This window comes from Carboxylicivirga longa (genome assembly GCF_050589825.1).
Lineage (GTDB): Bacteria > Bacteroidota > Bacteroidia > Bacteroidales > Marinilabiliaceae > Carboxylicivirga > Carboxylicivirga longa.
In genome coordinates this window covers 442,602-459,185 of sequence record NZ_JBNGOZ010000001.1, presented here as the reverse complement: position 1 = coordinate 459,185, position 16,584 = coordinate 442,602, and the positions used below count along the sequence as shown (strand labels likewise).

The following is a 16,584-nucleotide window of genomic DNA, read 5'->3' as shown; positions in this document are numbered from 1 at the left end:
AAGTTGATGAGTGTATGAGCGAAGAGATATTAAAAGCCCTGATTCAGCTATTTGCGCTCATCGCCTTTCCTCGCACCGAGATCAAATCACGGCGCATCATCGTTAAGTCATTGCTCAATCAGCAACTGAACTCCCAGCTTGTTGATGAGTACCTTAACCTGTTCGACCGGCTTCAGGAAGAGCATGAGCAGCGCTTATCGGACAAGGATAAATTTCATAAGCGACATGCTGCCAGCTCGGTAAAGGTACTAAAAATAGCCACCGGCATCAATGAGGCACTGACCTATTATCAGAAGCTTATTGTATTGGTTCAGCTAGTTGAGTTCCTGAATATCGACATTGAAATGAGTGACTACGAGCGTGAATTTATCATTACCGTAGCACAAACCTTTAACCTACCTGAGGACGAGTACCAATCCATAATAAAATTCATCACCCGTCCTTTTTCTGAGCTACCGGAATCGGGCAATATACTCCTTGTCAACAGCAATCCCATACCCCCTGCCAATGTAAAGCATCTGTATTGGGAAAACCTGAAAGGCGAGCTGCGTGTGATCCACCTGCAATCAGTCAATCTTTTTGCCTTTCGCTTTAAGGGCTACATGGATTTAAGCATGAATGGCCAGCTGATTAACGAGGGGCGCGTTCAGATACTGAATCCTGGCAGCTCACTGCGCAATAAGCTCATAAACACCATTTTCTACAGTGATATTTTCAGTCAGTTTGTGCGCGATAACGCTGGGAATGAAATTGACTTTCGCTGCGAAAACGTAGAGTATTATTTTAGCAAACGTGCCATTGGCCTGCACAAAACTTCCTTTGCCTCCAAATCGGGTAAGTTAGTGGGCATCATGGGCTCCAGCGGCGCCGGTAAAAGCACACTGGTGAATGTATTGAGCGGTATCAACAAGCCCAGCAACGGTCACGTTTACATCAACGATATTGATGTACACAACAACCTGGATCGGACCAAAGGCCTTATAGGCTATGTGGCGCAGGACGATTTGCTAATGGAGGACTTAACCGTTTACGAAAACCTGTATTACAACGCCTGCCTTTGCTTTGATAACCTGCCGGAATACCAAATAAAGCGCAAAGTACTAAAGCTATTGCAATCGCTGGGACTTTACGAGATACGATTTATGAAGGTGGGTAGCCCACTGAATAAGAAGATAAGCGGTGGACAACGCAAACGACTTAACATCGCCCTGGAGCTTATTCGTGAGCCGTCTATCCTCTTTCTGGACGAGCCCACCTCCGGTTTATCATCGCGTGACTCGGACAATATTATCGACCTGCTCAAAGAATTGTCCATTAAGGGAAAGCTGGTATTTGTGGTGATTCATCAGCCATCGTCCGATATATTTAAGATGTTTAATCAGTTGATTGTGCTCGACACAGGTGGCTACCTGATCTACAACGGCGACCCGGTGGAAAGTGTGAATTACTTTAAGGCGTGCATCAACCATGCCAACCGCGATGAAAGCGAATGCCCCACCTGCGGTAATGTAAATGTGGAACAGGTGCTAAACATTGTTAACTCCCAGGTGCTGGACGAATATGGTAACTTCACACAAACGCGTCGCATCGCCCCTCATGAGTGGTATCAGCTATTTCATGAGGGATGGGAAGCTCACGAACCCACTCCATCGGAACACAACACGCTGCCCAAAGTAAGTTTTCAGATACCCAAACGACTGAAGCAGCTTTGGATTTTTATGAAGCGTGATATCGCCTCGAAGCTGGCCAACACCCAGTATTTACTTATCAACCTACTGGAAACACCTGTATTAGCACTACTACTGGCCAGCATCATACGCTACTACGATGTGGATCAAAGCAAGGCAGCCATCTATCATTTTTCGAAGAATCCGAATGTTACGGTTTATATCATTATTGCGGTTATAATCGCGCTTTTTGTGGGCCTTACAGTCAGTGCTGAAGAGATTATTAACGATCGAAAGATCAAACGGCGTGAGTCTTTCCTGAACCTCAGCCGCCTCAGCTACCTGCTATCCAAACTATTTATCCTATGTGGTATATCCGCCATACAGTCGGCACTGTTTGTACTCATTGGCAACACCATTATCGATTTGCATGGCATGTTCCTGCAATACTGGTTCATCCTCTTTAGCTGCTCGGTATTTGCCAACATTTTGGGACTTAACATTTCCGATACCTTTAAGAAAACCGTTAATATTTACATATCCATCCCATTCCTTATCATCCCCCAACTTATTTTAAGCGGGGTATTTATCAGCTTCGATCGCCTCAACCCAAGACTATCGAGCCCGGAAAAAATACCTTTATATGGCGAAATAATAACCGCCCGTTGGGCTTTTGAAGCCCTTGCCGTAGAGCAATTTACCAACAATGCCTATGGCAAAACTTTTTATCCCTACGAAAAATTAAAAAGCCAGGCCAAGTACCGGAAGGACTTTTGGATACCAGCCTTATACAATCATCTTCAAAGCATTGCCAACAACAAAACATTGGACAATGACAGCATTACAGAGCGTCGCAACTACTCGCTACACTTGTTTAACAAAGAAATTGAAAAGCACCACACACTCTATCCGGGGCGGGTTGCTGATAAGGTACTATTACCCACGAAGGCACTGGGCGATGAGGATCTGACAGCCGCCTTTGACTATATCGAAACCTTAAAAAATTACTATAAGGCACTGTATAATCAATCGGATCAGCAGCTGGATGATAAGATTAAGGAAATGACAAAAACAGATGCTGAACGCCGTGCATTTATTGCCAATAAAAACAAGCATCACAATGCCGACCTGGAGCGCTTTGTTACCAACTCCAATAATTTTTTCTCCAATAAGATTATTGAGTACAATGGGGAGCTGTGGCAAAAGATGGATCCTATCTATCAGGATCCGCAAAGCAAATGTTTAAGGGCACATTTTATATCGCCCACAAAGCGCATCGGCCAGCACCACCTCAGCACTTTTACCGCCAATGCCATTGTTATATGGCTGATCAACCTCTTTTTGTTTGCAACACTTTACCTGCGGGCACTGCCAGCCCTCTTCTCTGCCAAAACAAAGGCTGGTTGGTACTTTAAGGACAAGAAAAAAGGCTGAGCAACACAACGGTCACCCAGCCTTTTTCAAATATTATTCGGCGTATTATTCTTCCATCTCAATCATTTTAAAGGGAATATTGATAATTGACTGATAATCCTCACCAGCCTCAAACATATCTTCATCATCTTCTTCGTAATACCAGTTGATCTCCACCGGATGACCCTTTTTATGAATCAGCTCAAGGCGTTTGAAAATATCCAGGATACATTTTGACGAACTGGTGTTAAAATACTCCAACTGAATATTTACATTGGTTTCATCTGACGGTGAATCACCAAACTTCTCCAGCCAGTCGATGATTGGCTTGTAAAACTCAACAGAATTTTCAGGAATAGAGCGGCCCTTTATTTCAACCACTCCTTTCTCTCCGTCCAGCCTTACAAAAGGTGTTTTAGGACTTCCCTCACGAATTATTGTTTCCATACTCGTAGCTATGCAGTTAACTAATGTATACATCTAGCGAGAAAAAGATGTATTCATCATCAAATTGATAAAAATAATACTCTAACTTATTGCCTGTTTTCCTAACAATATCAAGCATCCCCAGGCCTCCCCCGCCTTTATCAGAATACTCATCGTTATTTAAAATATCCCTGTATAACATACGAACTTCTTCGTCGGACAGGGAATTAACCTGATCAATACGATCCTTAATGTAATTTAATTTTTCTTTTTTTACAAAATTGCCCGTTGAAATACGGTAAAAAGTACCATCCTTGCTCAGTATGATAATTCCAAAGCGTGGACTCTGCTCAACCTGAGCCGAAACCGGAGGATAATCAACATGATGATACAAATTCTGCAAACTCTCTATAAAAACATTATATACTTTTTTTCGAACGCGATTTTTTTCATTTTTCAGGTTCAAACTCTTCTCTATCGATTCCAAAGCCTCCGCAATAACTTCCGGCGTAATACTGCCGTTATATTCTAGTATAACATCGCCTTGCTTCTTCTCTAAATACCAATTTTTTAATTCAAAAGCCATTTCAATTGGTCTAATTGCCTACAAATATATAAAAATTATGATTTCTTCCGATTTCTCGCAAGTTTACATTAAATACGGCATAAATCGTTTAATTGATATACATATTTGGTAAAGACAGTAGAAATGCTGATAAAAACCTTATTTCAGGCGATTTATCAGATGCCTGTACCTTCGTTAAACAACAGATCGCGGTGCTTAAACTGTACTATTTTCGTACCGGCAGGCACCGTATTGGTCACCCATACGTTGCCCCCAATCACTGCATTAGCACCTACGGTAATGCGCCCCAGGATAGTTGCCTGGGCGTAGATAATCACATTGTCTTCTATGATAGGATGGCGCGGAATACCCTTAATCGGATTCCCGTCCCCATCCAAAGGAAAGCTTTTGGCTCCGAGGGTAACTCCCTGAAACAGCTTAACATTATTGCCAATAATGGAAGTGGCACCAATGACCACACCGGTGCCATGGTCAATGCTAAAATAAGTGCCAATGGTGGCGCGTGGATGAATATCAATTCCTGTCTCGGAGTGTGCCATCTCGCTGATCATACGGGGAATAAGTGGTACTCCGATGCGCAGTAGAGCGTGCGCTATGCGGTAATTCGTAATAGCACGGATGGCCGGATAACAGAATATAACTTCTCCCTTACTTTGGGCTGCAGGATCGCCCAGGTAAGCGGCTTCCACATCAGTCACCAGCATACGCCGTATCTCAGGCAGCTCCTCAATAAATTGTCCGGCATAGTCATGGGCTACCTGACGGCGCTCATTCAGGTCGAATGATTCCGGTGTATCACACACAAAACACAGACCCGCAAATATTTGATCGGCCAGCAGGGAAAATAAATTTTCAGTATTCACACCGATATAATAACGCAGGCTATCGGGGCGTATGGAGCTGTCACCAAAATATCCCGGAAACAGGATTTTGCGCGAAAGCGACACAATTTGCTCCAGTGCCTGAATCGACGGCATTTTGTGATCCTTGAAATGAGGATGACATACACCTTTAAAACTCTCTTCCCTTGACAAAGCATCAATGGCCGTTTTTATCCTTTCAAAATCTTGTTTACCCATAACTGGCTACTATCTTTAGGTGTTGATAAATATGCTGTAAAGCGGCATCTCGCCGTGCTTCTCCCTGGCCCCGTACAAGGGCATAATCAAAACCATAATGCTTCAATTCCTGCTCGTAACAGGCATACAAATAATGACGCTTATCCTTGTTCTCGCGCACCCCATCATCCACCCAGTCAATATCCGGATAACACAAGAGGTGCAAATCCACATGCATGGATTGCAAGAAAGCATCAATCCATTGAGGCACCTCACCATACACCTCCTTCATCCATATTTTGGTGATGATCAAAAAGGTATCAAAAACGATCACCTCCTTTTTGCTTCGCAAGGCCTCTTCATAAGCTTCTTTCTGGAGCTTGGCAATGGCTTCCACATCATCAAAAGTATAGGAACGGTTTAAACCTTCCACATAGGTACGGGCATGCTCGGGCACCCAGAATGCATTCAGCTGATGCGCCACCGCTTTAGACACCGTGGACTTGGCCGTTGACTCGGGTCCGGTAAAAACAATGACATAGGGACGGTTATACTGCATCGCGTTTCATATTGCGTTTCCACTCGAAATAACCCATTGCGGCACCAATGGTATAGACCAAAAACAGGAAACTATAAAAATACAAGCCTTTGTAAATATACATCCCCATGGAAACCAGATCAACCACAATCCAAAACAACCAGTGATGAAGATACTTACGAGCCAGCATCCAGGTAGCAATAACCGATGCGGCCGTTGTAAAGGCATCCAGATATGGCATATCTGAGCTGGCAATATGCACCATGGCCGGTAGCTTTAATAAGGCCCACAGCAGCACCAGATAAATGGCTGTACCAATCAACAGTAGCTTAAGCAATAAACGGCCACCCACAGGCCTGATCGGCACATCGGAAGCGCCTTTTCCGGGCTGCCCACTCATCCAGTACCACCAGCCATAGGCACTGATGGACACATAATAGAACTGCAAACCCATATCGGCATATAGCGCCGACTGATAAAATACCAGCAGCGAAACCGCCGAGGCAACGATACCCCAGGGCCACAGCCATACTTTTTCACGGATTGAATAAAAAAGATAAACAAGAGAGGCCACAGTACCCGTTACCTCAAGACCATACTGACTTATTAATTCACTCATGAACAGTTACAGAGATGCTGTTTTTAGTTAAGATGTTGCGAGTAATCGCGTTTTGACTCCACAATGTCGATGGCTTTATTAAAGGCTTCAGACATAGGATTGATGCTTTGAAAATATTCAGACGAACCAAACAGATCGCGGGCGATCAGGGCATGAATCTGTGCCTTAATCATTGGGCGCGACACCTCCAGCTCTTCAGCATTAAGTGACACATCGGCCTTCTCACCTTCCTTGATCAAGCGCTCCATAAGGCTTTCATCCACCTCAAAGTGTTTATTGTAACGTTTAAAATCGCTGAAGTCCGCCTGCAGGGCTTCACGATGATGATCCACATAATTGATTACCATCCGATTGAGAGCACCACTGGCAATCAAGTCGCGATAGTAGTTGGAGTACATACTGGTATCGACCCCCACAAACACATCGGGCATTATACCGCCCCCGCCATAAACGGTTCGGCCACTCACTTTGGTTTTGTATTCCAGGGCATCGTCAAAATGTATGCTATCCACATTGGACAGCTCTCCATGCTGATAACGCTCGCCCAACTCTTGATAATAGGCATCAAATCCATCATTGTAATCCTTTTGGATGCAACGACCCGCCGGCGTATAATATTCGGCTATGGTCAGGCGTATCATCGAACCATCAGGGAAATCAAAGGGACGCTGCACCAGCCCTTTACCAAAACTACGGCGACCTATAACCAGTCCACGATCCCAGTCCTGCACGGCACCCGAAACAATCTCACTAGCAGAGGCAGATCCTTCATCAATAAGCACCACCAGGTTACCCTGTTCAAACAAGCCCTTTTTACTGGCATGATGATTACGGCGCTGACTGTTTTTACCCTCGGTATAGACCAGCAGTTTATCATCATCAAGCAACTCATCGGCGATGTCGATGGCTGCTTTGAGATAACCCCCTCCATTACCACGAAGGTCGAGTATCAGGTTTTCGTAGCCCTCTTCCTCAAGGGTCTTCAGAGCCTCTACAAATTCATCGTGTGTATTAAGTGCGAAGCGTGATATTTTCACATAAGCCGTTTGTGGTGTGGCCATATAAGCTGCTTCAACGCTGTGTAAAGGTATTTTATCGCGTACAACCACAAAGCGCAAGGCTTCAGCGGTTCCCCTTCGCATGATGCGAAGCTCGACCTTGGTACCTTTCTTTCCCCGAAGATACTTAAAAACATCGCTGTTTTTAATTCCCACGCCAGCCACATTTTCGCCATCGATGGCCACAATACGATCACCGGCACGTATACCCACTTTCTCTGAGGGGCCACCAACAATGGGGTTGACCACCATCAGCGTGTCATCTAAAATATTAAACTGAACACCCACGCCTTCGAAGCTTCCATCAAGGGGTTCATTCATGGCAGCCACTTCATCGGCTGAGATATAAACAGAATGAGGATCGAGACTTTTGAGCATCCCCACGATGGCCTCCTCCACCAATGCTTCATTGTTAACCGTATCCACATACAGCGAGTTAATCAACTGGTAGGTCAGCTGAAGCTTTTGCACATTTTGATCAAAGCCCTGTGCACGGACTCCTCCCACCATAGCCATTAAACCTACTGCAAGTGCTATCAAAGGTCGTTTACATCCCATCGTATCCGTTTTTAATCAGGACCCATTTGGCAGATCCATTATTACAAAGATACACAAAGGCCGGAAAGAAAAAATTCTAACCGGCCCTGCTCCTATGCTTTTTTGCCTGTGGCTTACTCCCATTCAATGGTTGCCGGCGGCTTCGAACTGATGTCGTACACCACGCGGTTAACCCCTTTTACCTTATTAATAATATCGTTCGATACTCGTCCTAAGAAGTCATAAGGAAGATGCACCCAATCGGCTGTCATACCATCGGTTGATGTTACGGCACGCAAGGCCACTACCTTTTCATAGGTGCGCTCATCGCCCATTACTCCTACCGACTGTACCGGTAGCAACATAGCACCGGCCTGCCACACCTGATCGTACAAATTATTATCTTTTAGGCCCTGAATAAAGATGTGATCCACTTCTTGCAGCAAGGCTACTTTTTCAGCTGTTATATCACCCAAAATACGAATGGCTAATCCCGGACCCGGGAAAGGATGACGACCCAAGAGGTTCTCATCAATGCCCATGGCACGACCTACACGACGCACCTCATCTTTAAACAGCAACTTGAGTGGTTCCACGATCTTAAGGTCCATCTCTTCGGGCAATCCACCCACATTATGGTGGGATTTAATGGTGGCTGATGGTCCATTTACCGAAACCGACTCAATCACATCAGGATAGATCGTACCCTGTGCCAACCATTTAACATCTTGTATTTTGTGTGCCTCAGCATCGAATACCTCAATGAAGACACGACCAATTATCTTACGCTTAGTTTCAGGATCAGATACTCCATCCAATTCACCCAGGAACTCTTTCTTGGCATCAACACCAATCACATTCAGTCCCATGTGTTTGTATGAGTCAAGTACTGCCTCAAACTCGTTTTTACGCAGCAAACCATTATCTACAAAGATACAGGTAAGATGTTGTCCGATAGCCTTATGCAATAACACACCGGCCACGGTACTATCCACCCCACCTGACAAACCAAGCACCACTTTATCGTTGCCTAGCTTTTCCTTTAGCTCAGCCACGGTTGTTTCAACGAATGAGTCGGGTGTCCAATCCTGGGTACATCCACACACACCCACCACAAAATTCTTAAGAATCTGTGATCCTTCGGTGCTGTGATACACCTCGGGGTGAAATTGCATGCCATAGGTTTGCTCAGCTTCTATTTTATAGGCTGCTACTTTCACATCCTTTGTACTAGCCACAATCTTATATCCCTGGGGCAGATTAACAATGGTATCGCCGTGCGACATCCATACCTGCGAATGGGCACTTACACCGGTCATTAGCTCACTACTGCTATCAACAAACTCGAGGTTAGCACGACCGTACTCACGGGTTTTAGAGGGCTGCACTTCGCCACCGTAAAACTGCGACAGATACTGGGCACCATAGCACACTCCCAGCAAAGGCATCTTCCCTTTAATAGCAGTCAGATCGGGTTTTGGTGCTTCTTCGTCGCGCACACTGTAGGGGCTTCCACTTAAAATAACACCTTTAACGGACTCATCCAGTTCAGGACAGTTGTTAAAGGGATGTATCTCGCAATACACATTAATCTCGCGCACGCGTCGGGCAATCAACTGCGTGTACTGCGAACCAAAATCCAAAATAATGATTTTCTCCTGCATTAATATCTGCCTTTTTATTCTTGGCTAAAATTATTGAACATATTCTTGACTACAAACAGTCAATCAGCATATTTCACTCACTTTAACCAAGGGTTATACCTTTAGAAATTTTGCGCAAATATACGATTTTAAATTTTATTATGGCGTTGATAAGTACACAGAAAGCATTAAAACTTAATCCGCGAGAGGCTTACCTCCCGCTCCATATCATCGCGTCGAAAAACAAATGTTAAGCGCTCTTTACTGCGTGTGGTATGTTTCAGCGAACGATAAATATCACAAGGGGCTTGATTGGCAAAATTAAACCCTTTTATATCCACCAACACATCACCCTTTTGAATACCCGCACTATCGGCAGCAGTGTCCTGCCATACACCATTAACGACAAAGGTGTCGTTATACATAATAAAATCCAGCCCAAAGCTGCGGATTAACAAGTCCACGCATTCCTTATTCGCAGCAATGAAAAAGCGCTTTTGAGGATAATCCATAACAAAATCGCCCCGCTCCAACACCTGCATGCCAATTTTCGACTTACCGGCTCCGGTCTCAATAATAGGCCCATAAAACTGCTGCCTACCAACAGTCATGCTTTCCAAATTGTATATATCAGCAGCATAACTACCGGCTCCCCACGCACCATGCGAATTGGTGCCGTTTGATTGATAAACAGGCGCTGCCAAAACACCTTTTTTACGCAACCAGTTGGCCGTGATATGATACAAGGAAAATGAATCACCGCTACCCGTATCTAATAGTACCCACTTGATATCCTTACCATTCACCTTTACCTTAACAAAGGGTGAACTCTGCTGCTTATTAACCCGCATTTTACTGCCTGCTGATGCATGCATGCCCAGGGTTTGATAATCTTTGGCAATAATGAGTTTATGCGCTGCCCAATCGACTTTAAAAGCTCCAAAACGCAATAAGTTACTGCCAATAATACCTTTGTAACCCAAACACTTAAAAGGACCTTTAAACACATCGATATATAAAGTTGGAATGCCCTCATAGCGCAAACCACCAATTTCAATCAGGGGCATATCTACCACACTGGCCATCTGCTTCTTACCCGTTGCATCACCGATACGCAGCTCCCGTGCATTGGGAAAATCATGAACCACAGAGTCTTTAAACAGAATACACATGGCACCCGTATCCAGCAAATAGCGTCCTTTTACGCCATTTATGGCAGCCTCCACAACAATGGCATCATGCACATAGTCAAAGGGTATTTCGGTATAAAATGCATCACTTACCATACGCCCCCCATTAAACTGAGCCAACACTCTACTGCCCGGCAATAGCATCAGCACTAAAATCATTATTTTACATCTGTACATTATGCAACTGCTTACGTTCATATTCGGAACACTAAAAAAATTATCATCACTACTGATCAAATATGGCTAATTCGTAGCACATTTTTTATTACTTTCGTTTTTAAAAGTAGTCATTTTGGAAAAAAATCAAGTTAAATACTGGTACGCACTATATACAAAGTCGAGAGCCGAAAAAAAAGTTTACGAGCAGCTTAAAGCGCTGAACATAGAGACTTATCTACCCTTAAAGAAGACATTACGGCAGTGGAGCGATCGAAAAAAATGGGTTGAAACACCCGTGATCAGCTCTTATATCTTTATTAAGATACCACGTCGCGATTACGAGATGGTTTTTGAGGTACCCGGCGTTGTTGCCTATGTGTCGTACAAAGGACAAGCCTGTATTATACCCGAAAAAGACCTGGTTGCTATGCAACGAGCCATTGAGAGCAAACTGGACTTTAGCGTGGAGACTAATGAAATACAAAAGGGACAGGAAATAACCGTTACATCCGGACCGCTGGAAGGCGTGCAGGGTGAGGTTATGGAGGTGCAAGGCAGTAAAAAAATCATCCTGCGCATAAAAGAGATTGGCTATACCCTGATTGTGAACCTGGAGGAGTCCACTTTTACTAGAAACCCGAAAGCCTGAGGCACCTAAAAGCAAGAAGACCTCGCCCAAACACCTGATCCGCCATAAGCAAAAAGATAAAACACTGCCATAAATGAAAATATTAATTACAGGTGCCGCCGGGTTTATTGGCTTTCACCTGTGCAAACAACTGTGCAAAAGCGGATTCAACATCGTGGGCATTGACTCCATCAACAGCTACTATTCGACCGCTCTAAAGGAAGATCGCCTGAAGCAGTTGGAAGAATATACCAATTTTCGATTTTTAAGAATTGATATCTGTGACAAGAAGAGTCTGGACGATTTATTTGAAAAAGAACAATTTGAGACTGTCATCAACCTGGCAGCCCAAGCCGGCGTGAGACATAGCATTGAGCAACCTTATGCCTACATCGACAGTAACCTCATCGGCTTTATAAACATCCTGGAGGCTTGCCGTCATTTTCCTGTGAAACACCTGCTGTACGCCTCTTCCAGCTCAGTATATGGTAATTCCAACCAGACACCCTTCACTACTTCAGCCGCCTGCAACGAGCCCGTTTCCTTGTATGCCGCTACTAAAAAATCCAATGAGATGATGGCGCACAGCTACGCCCACCTCTACAAGGTACCGATTACCGGGCTTCGTTTCTTCACTGTTTATGGCCCCTGGGGACGCCCCGATATGGCCTACTTCTCCTTCACACGCAAAATTATGCTGGGAGAAACCATTCAGATATATAACGAAGGACAAATGGAACGCGACTTTACCTACGTGGATGACATTAGCACAGCCATTGAGAAATTGATTGATTTGCCCTTTAACAAAACAGAAGAAAGGGATAAACCCTACCGCTTATTCAATATTGGCAATAACAAACCGGTTGAGCTGATGCAATTTATTACTACCCTGGAAAAGCACCTTGGAAAAACAGCCCGTAAAGAATTTATGCCCATGCAAAAAGGGGATGTATACCGTACCTATGCAGACATAAGCGCTTTGGAACAGCGTATCAATTTTAGGCCTGTAACCGGTATTGAGGAAGGACTGAAGAGATTTACCGACTGGTATAAAACGTATTACCAATAAAACACAACAACATGTACGAAGAAGATTTACCCATTGAAGAATATATCTATACCGAACCCTTAAAGGAACGTCACTACGATACAGAACGCTTTAGAGCATTGATTGCACTTAACGACAGCAACGATGAAGAGGCAGCCACCGAACTACTATTTGTAAGCAAGCGCCTTTTTTATAATCACCATGGCCTTGACCAAATTATGGCAGCTCGCAATACTTTGCTGCATTTTTTTGATGTGGAAACCAACGACGACATCATACCCAACTCCATGAATGGTGGCATTGCCGAGCACAACGAACTAATTGAAACAGTGCTAAATGCCCTGAATGATACGGAAGATCTAAAAAAACTTAACCCTAAAAAGCTGGCCAATCGCTATCCGGAGGTTGCCTTCTTATCGCTGGTTAAGATCATTCTCATGGAGATACAGGAAGAAGCCCCTAAAAAAATCATGCAACAGCTTGAAGATGCCCTGTCTATCTACCCCGATGACTTACTGCTGCAATTGGAAAAAGAAGCACTGCTCAATCGCCAGGGAAAAGAAGGCTCACTTATCAAGCGGAAACTCCTTGAAGAACACACGGCAGCACACCTGTTTAAGCGCAGCATGCTCCACTCCTTCGAGCTAATGAGTCTTCACACCGCTTTATTTGAATACCTGGTTACCCAAAAGGATTTATTGCACCTTGATGCATTTATCTTTGCCACCCAAACACTCTACCCTGAGTGGACTGAAACCTGGAGCGACAAGGAGCTGTACAGCGAAATTATGAAAGTTGAGTTTTGCAAAATGATCGTTTAAGATAACAGTAAAAACCTGCAAAGCCACCACCAAAGAGGTGAGGTACAAAAATAGCTTACCACATTCAACACCTAAGGCGCTTTCCCTTACCCATGCGAGAAAAAGGAAGCGCCTTAGATATTTTACCCACTAAGAGCCACTGGTATTAAACATTTTCACATTTTGATATAAACCCGCAGCCCTATAACAGATTCTTCTGCCATTCTCAAAACATTAGCCGGGCATTTCATTACTAAAAACCAACTCTCCGTCCTGAACATCAATTGATATAATTGCCGACTGACTTAATTCGCCAGATAATATCTTCTTGGACAAAGCATTCAGCACCATACGCTGAATCACGCGCTTAATGGGACGGGCACCGAACTGCGGCTCATAACCACTTTGCGCCAGCAAATCAATGGCCTTATCACTCACACGCAGCGTCCAGTTCTTCTGCGCCAAGGTCTTTTGCAAAGAAGCCATCTGGAGACTCACAATTTCCTTCACCTCTTCAACATTCAAAGGCGTAAACATCACCACCTCATCAATACGATTCAGAAACTCAGGACGTATGCTCTGCTTAAGCAATGCCAATACATCCCTTTTGGTATCCTCCACAAACTGTGCACGGGCATCCATATTAAGTCCTTCCAGCTTACCCTGTATAATATGAGCACCCATATTCGAGGTCATGATAATGATGGTATTCTTAAAATCAGCCACCCGCCCTTTATTATCCGTCAAGCGCCCTTCATCCAGCACCTGCAACAAAATATTAAAGGTATCAGGATGCGCCTTCTCAATCTCATCGAGCAACACCACCGAGTAGGGCTTACGCCGCACCGCTTCGGTCAACTGTCCACCCTCATCATACCCCACATATCCCGGAGGGGCTCCTACCAGACGACTCACCGCATGCCGCTCCTGATACTCACTCATATCGATGCGCGTCAGGGCGTTTTCATCGTTAAAAAGATAGTCAGCCAGGGTTTTGGCCAGTTCGGTCTTACCCACTCCTGTAGTACCTAAAAACAGGAAAGAACCGATGGGTCGCCGACTATCCTGAAGGTCGGCACGCGAACGCCGCACAGCATCCGACACCACCTCAATGGCTTCGTCCTGACCCACTACACGGCGGTGCAGTTCATCTTCGAGCCGCAATAGCTTTTCGCGCTCACTACTCATCATCTTAGAAACCGGAATACCGGTCCAGCGTGCCACCACCTCGGCAATATCATCGCTGGTCACCTCCTCTTTAATCAAGGCATTCTCCTGATTTTCATTCACCAGCCGCTGCGCCTCATCCAGTTTACCCTCTTCTGTCTTAATCATACCATAACGCAACTCGGCCACACGACCAAAATCACCTTCACGTTCGGCGCGATCTGCCTCCTGTTTAAGCTGATCAATACGTGTTTTTATGGCCTGCACATCTTCGGCAGCCTTGCGCTCGGTCTCCCATTTGGCATAAATACTATTGCGTCGCTCCTTTAAATCGGCCAGCTCCTTTTTAATCTGTGTAATCTTCGGTTTATCATTCTCCCGCTTAATAGCCTCCAGTTCAATCTCAAATTGCATAATGCGACGATCGAGCACATCCAACTCCTCGGGTTTGGAATTCATCTCCAAACGAAGCTTTGAGGCCGCTTCATCCATCAGGTCAATAGCCTTATCGGGCAGGAAACGATCACTGATATAGCGATGCGACAGCTCCACAGCCGAAATAATAGCACTATCCTTTATCCGCACCTTATGATGTTTCTCGTAGCGATCTTTAATGCCGCGCAGGATAGAGATGGCACTTTCCTTATCCGGCTCGTTCACCATCACCTTCTGAAACCGGCGCTCCAAGGCCTTATCCTTCTCAAAATACTTCTGAAACTCATCAAGTGTAGTGGCACCGATGGCACGCAACTCACCCCGCGCCAATGCAGGCTTCAGAATATTGGCCGCATCCATGGCCCCCTGACCACCACCGGCTCCAACCAGTGTATGTATCTCATCGATAAACAATACTATACGACCTTCTTCCGACACCACTTCTTTTACCACAGCCTTCAGGCGCTCCTCAAACTCTCCTTTATATTTAGCCCCGGCAATCAGAGCTCCCATATCCAGAGAGTAAATAATTTTATCTTTCAGGTTCTCGGGTACATCACCGCGCACCAAACGATGTGCCAGCCCCTCAGCAATGGCTGTTTTACCGGTACCAGGCTCACCTACCAGCATAGGGTTATTCTTGGTACGGCGCGATAATATCTGAAGGATACGGCGTATCTCATCATCACGACCTATCACCGGGTCGAGCTTTCCCTCATTGGCCAACGCATTCAAATTGCGGGCGTATTTCTCCAGGGACTGATAGGTCTCTTCCTGCGACTGAGAAGTCACACGCTTACCTTTGCGCAGCTCATCAATGGCTGCCATCAGCTCTTTCTCGGCAACACCACTGTCTTTCATCATTCGGGCCAACTCATCTTTAGCACTTAACATGGCCAGCAATATATGTTCGATGGATACATATTCATCCTTCATAGCCTTAGCCTTAGCAGCTGCCTTAGTAAGCATCTCGCCCGCCTGACGCGACAACATGAGATCACCCCCCTGCACCTTTGGGTAACTTTGCAGCACACTATCCAAGGTATTCTGAAAAACACCGGTATTTACTCCGAGCTTATTAAGTATGAAAGGCAATACATTTTCGTCAACAGCAAAAACACCCTTCAATATATGGGCATTTTCAATTTGCTGATGCTCCAGGCCCTGCGCAATCTGTTGCGCTTGCTGAATGGCCTCCTGCGATTTAATTGTATAATTATTGAAGTTCATGGCTTGTTTAATTTTAAAAAACTCAGTCAAAACCCATGCCCGATGATAAAGCACGCCACACCGACATACTAAGCAAGTACAAGGGAGTCATTTTGTCGGTATTTCATTGTTTTACATGACAAAAAATCACATATGAGCTGTTTTTTTATTCACTACCCCACCCAAATATTATGCCTCACCACAATTAATACCTAGTAAAAATCACATACTTCTTCAGGGTAAAGGGAGCTATATTGCAACCAGATACTCAGATATAGCTTCAAATTAACACAAGCAATGCGAATAAGCTTGCATTTTTCTACCGAATACTCTTAATCATTAAAAAAATGATTTTCATCGCATTTTTTCTCGCTTTGATTATAAAAATACTTAAATTTGAGAG

At 44.7% G+C, this 16,584-nt stretch carries 13 protein-coding genes; 4 read left to right on the top strand and 9 right to left on the bottom strand.

Annotated features, from left to right (window positions below; translation table 11 throughout):
• The first annotated feature begins 14 nt into the window (after window positions 1-14).
• Window positions 15-3,101 carry an ATP-binding cassette domain-containing protein gene (locus ACRD7A_RS01755; protein WP_430809619.1) on the top strand — a complete coding sequence of 1,029 codons (3,087 nt, stop codon included), beginning with the start codon at window positions 15-17 and terminating at the stop codon, window positions 3,099-3,101.
• Window positions 3,102-3,146: 45 nt separating this feature from the next.
• Here ACRD7A_RS01755 and ACRD7A_RS01750 read toward each other — a convergent pair whose 3' ends face one another.
• From ACRD7A_RS01750 to ACRD7A_RS01715, 8 genes are all read right to left on the bottom strand, one after another.
• The gene (locus tag ACRD7A_RS01750) at window positions 3,147-3,527 is read right to left on the bottom strand and encodes a DUF1987 domain-containing protein (RefSeq protein ID WP_430809618.1); all 381 of its coding nucleotides are present in this window, start codon (window positions 3,525-3,527) and stop codon (window positions 3,147-3,149) included.
• Between the two features lie 16 nt (window positions 3,528-3,543).
• The gene (locus ACRD7A_RS01745) at window positions 3,544-4,092 is read right to left on the bottom strand and encodes a SiaB family protein kinase (protein ID WP_430809617.1); all 549 of its coding nucleotides are present in this window, start codon (window positions 4,090-4,092) and stop codon (window positions 3,544-3,546) included.
• Window positions 4,093-4,247: 155 nt separating this feature from the next.
• Entirely contained in the window at window positions 4,248-5,171 is a 924-nt protein-coding gene (locus tag ACRD7A_RS01740; protein ID WP_430809616.1) for a serine O-acetyltransferase, read from the bottom strand.
• Window positions 5,164-5,709 (bottom strand): AAA family ATPase, encoded by a 546-nt coding sequence (locus tag ACRD7A_RS01735; protein ID WP_430809615.1) that lies wholly within the window; start codon window positions 5,707-5,709, stop codon window positions 5,164-5,166. The genes ACRD7A_RS01740 and ACRD7A_RS01735 overlap by 8 nt, the downstream gene beginning before the upstream one ends.
• On the bottom strand, window positions 5,699-6,307 hold the full coding sequence (gene pnuC, locus ACRD7A_RS01730; RefSeq protein ID WP_430809614.1) for a nicotinamide riboside transporter PnuC: 609 nt from the start codon (window positions 6,305-6,307) through the stop codon (window positions 5,699-5,701). The genes ACRD7A_RS01735 and pnuC overlap by 11 nt, the downstream gene beginning before the upstream one ends.
• A 23-nt stretch (window positions 6,308-6,330) precedes the next feature.
• Window positions 6,331-7,923, bottom strand: coding sequence for a S41 family peptidase (locus ACRD7A_RS01725; protein ID WP_430809613.1), 1,593 nt, complete (start codon window positions 7,921-7,923; stop codon window positions 6,331-6,333).
• Window positions 7,924-8,036: 113 nt separating this feature from the next.
• Window positions 8,037-9,566 (bottom strand): glutamine-hydrolyzing GMP synthase, encoded by a 1,530-nt coding sequence (guaA, locus tag ACRD7A_RS01720; protein WP_430809612.1) that lies wholly within the window; start codon window positions 9,564-9,566, stop codon window positions 8,037-8,039.
• Window positions 9,567-9,733: 167 nt separating this feature from the next.
• Entirely contained in the window at window positions 9,734-10,912 is a 1,179-nt protein-coding gene (locus ACRD7A_RS01715) for an aspartyl protease family protein (protein ID WP_430809611.1), read from the bottom strand.
• Between the two features lie 115 nt (window positions 10,913-11,027).
• Between ACRD7A_RS01715 and ACRD7A_RS01710 the strand changes: the two genes are divergently transcribed.
• The 3 genes from ACRD7A_RS01710 (at window position 11,028) to ACRD7A_RS01700 (ending at window position 13,391) form a co-directional block, all read left to right on the top strand.
• A complete protein-coding gene (locus ACRD7A_RS01710; RefSeq protein ID WP_430809610.1) occupies window positions 11,028-11,543 on the top strand; it encodes a UpxY family transcription antiterminator in 516 nt (171 codons plus the stop codon).
• Window positions 11,544-11,616: 73 nt separating this feature from the next.
• Window positions 11,617-12,591 carry an SDR family NAD(P)-dependent oxidoreductase gene (locus ACRD7A_RS01705; protein ID WP_430809609.1) on the top strand — a complete coding sequence of 325 codons (975 nt, stop codon included), beginning with the start codon at window positions 11,617-11,619 and terminating at the stop codon, window positions 12,589-12,591.
• 11 nt (window positions 12,592-12,602) lie between these two features.
• The gene (locus ACRD7A_RS01700) at window positions 12,603-13,391 is read left to right on the top strand and encodes a hypothetical protein (protein WP_430809608.1); all 789 of its coding nucleotides are present in this window, start codon (window positions 12,603-12,605) and stop codon (window positions 13,389-13,391) included.
• 213 nt (window positions 13,392-13,604) lie between these two features.
• Here the strand turns inward: ACRD7A_RS01700 and clpB are convergent, their stop codons facing one another.
• Complete coding sequence (gene clpB / locus ACRD7A_RS01695) at window positions 13,605-16,202, bottom strand: ATP-dependent chaperone ClpB (protein ID WP_430809607.1); 2,598 nt, start codon at window positions 16,200-16,202, stop codon at window positions 13,605-13,607.
• Window positions 16,203-16,584 lie beyond the last annotated feature (382 nt).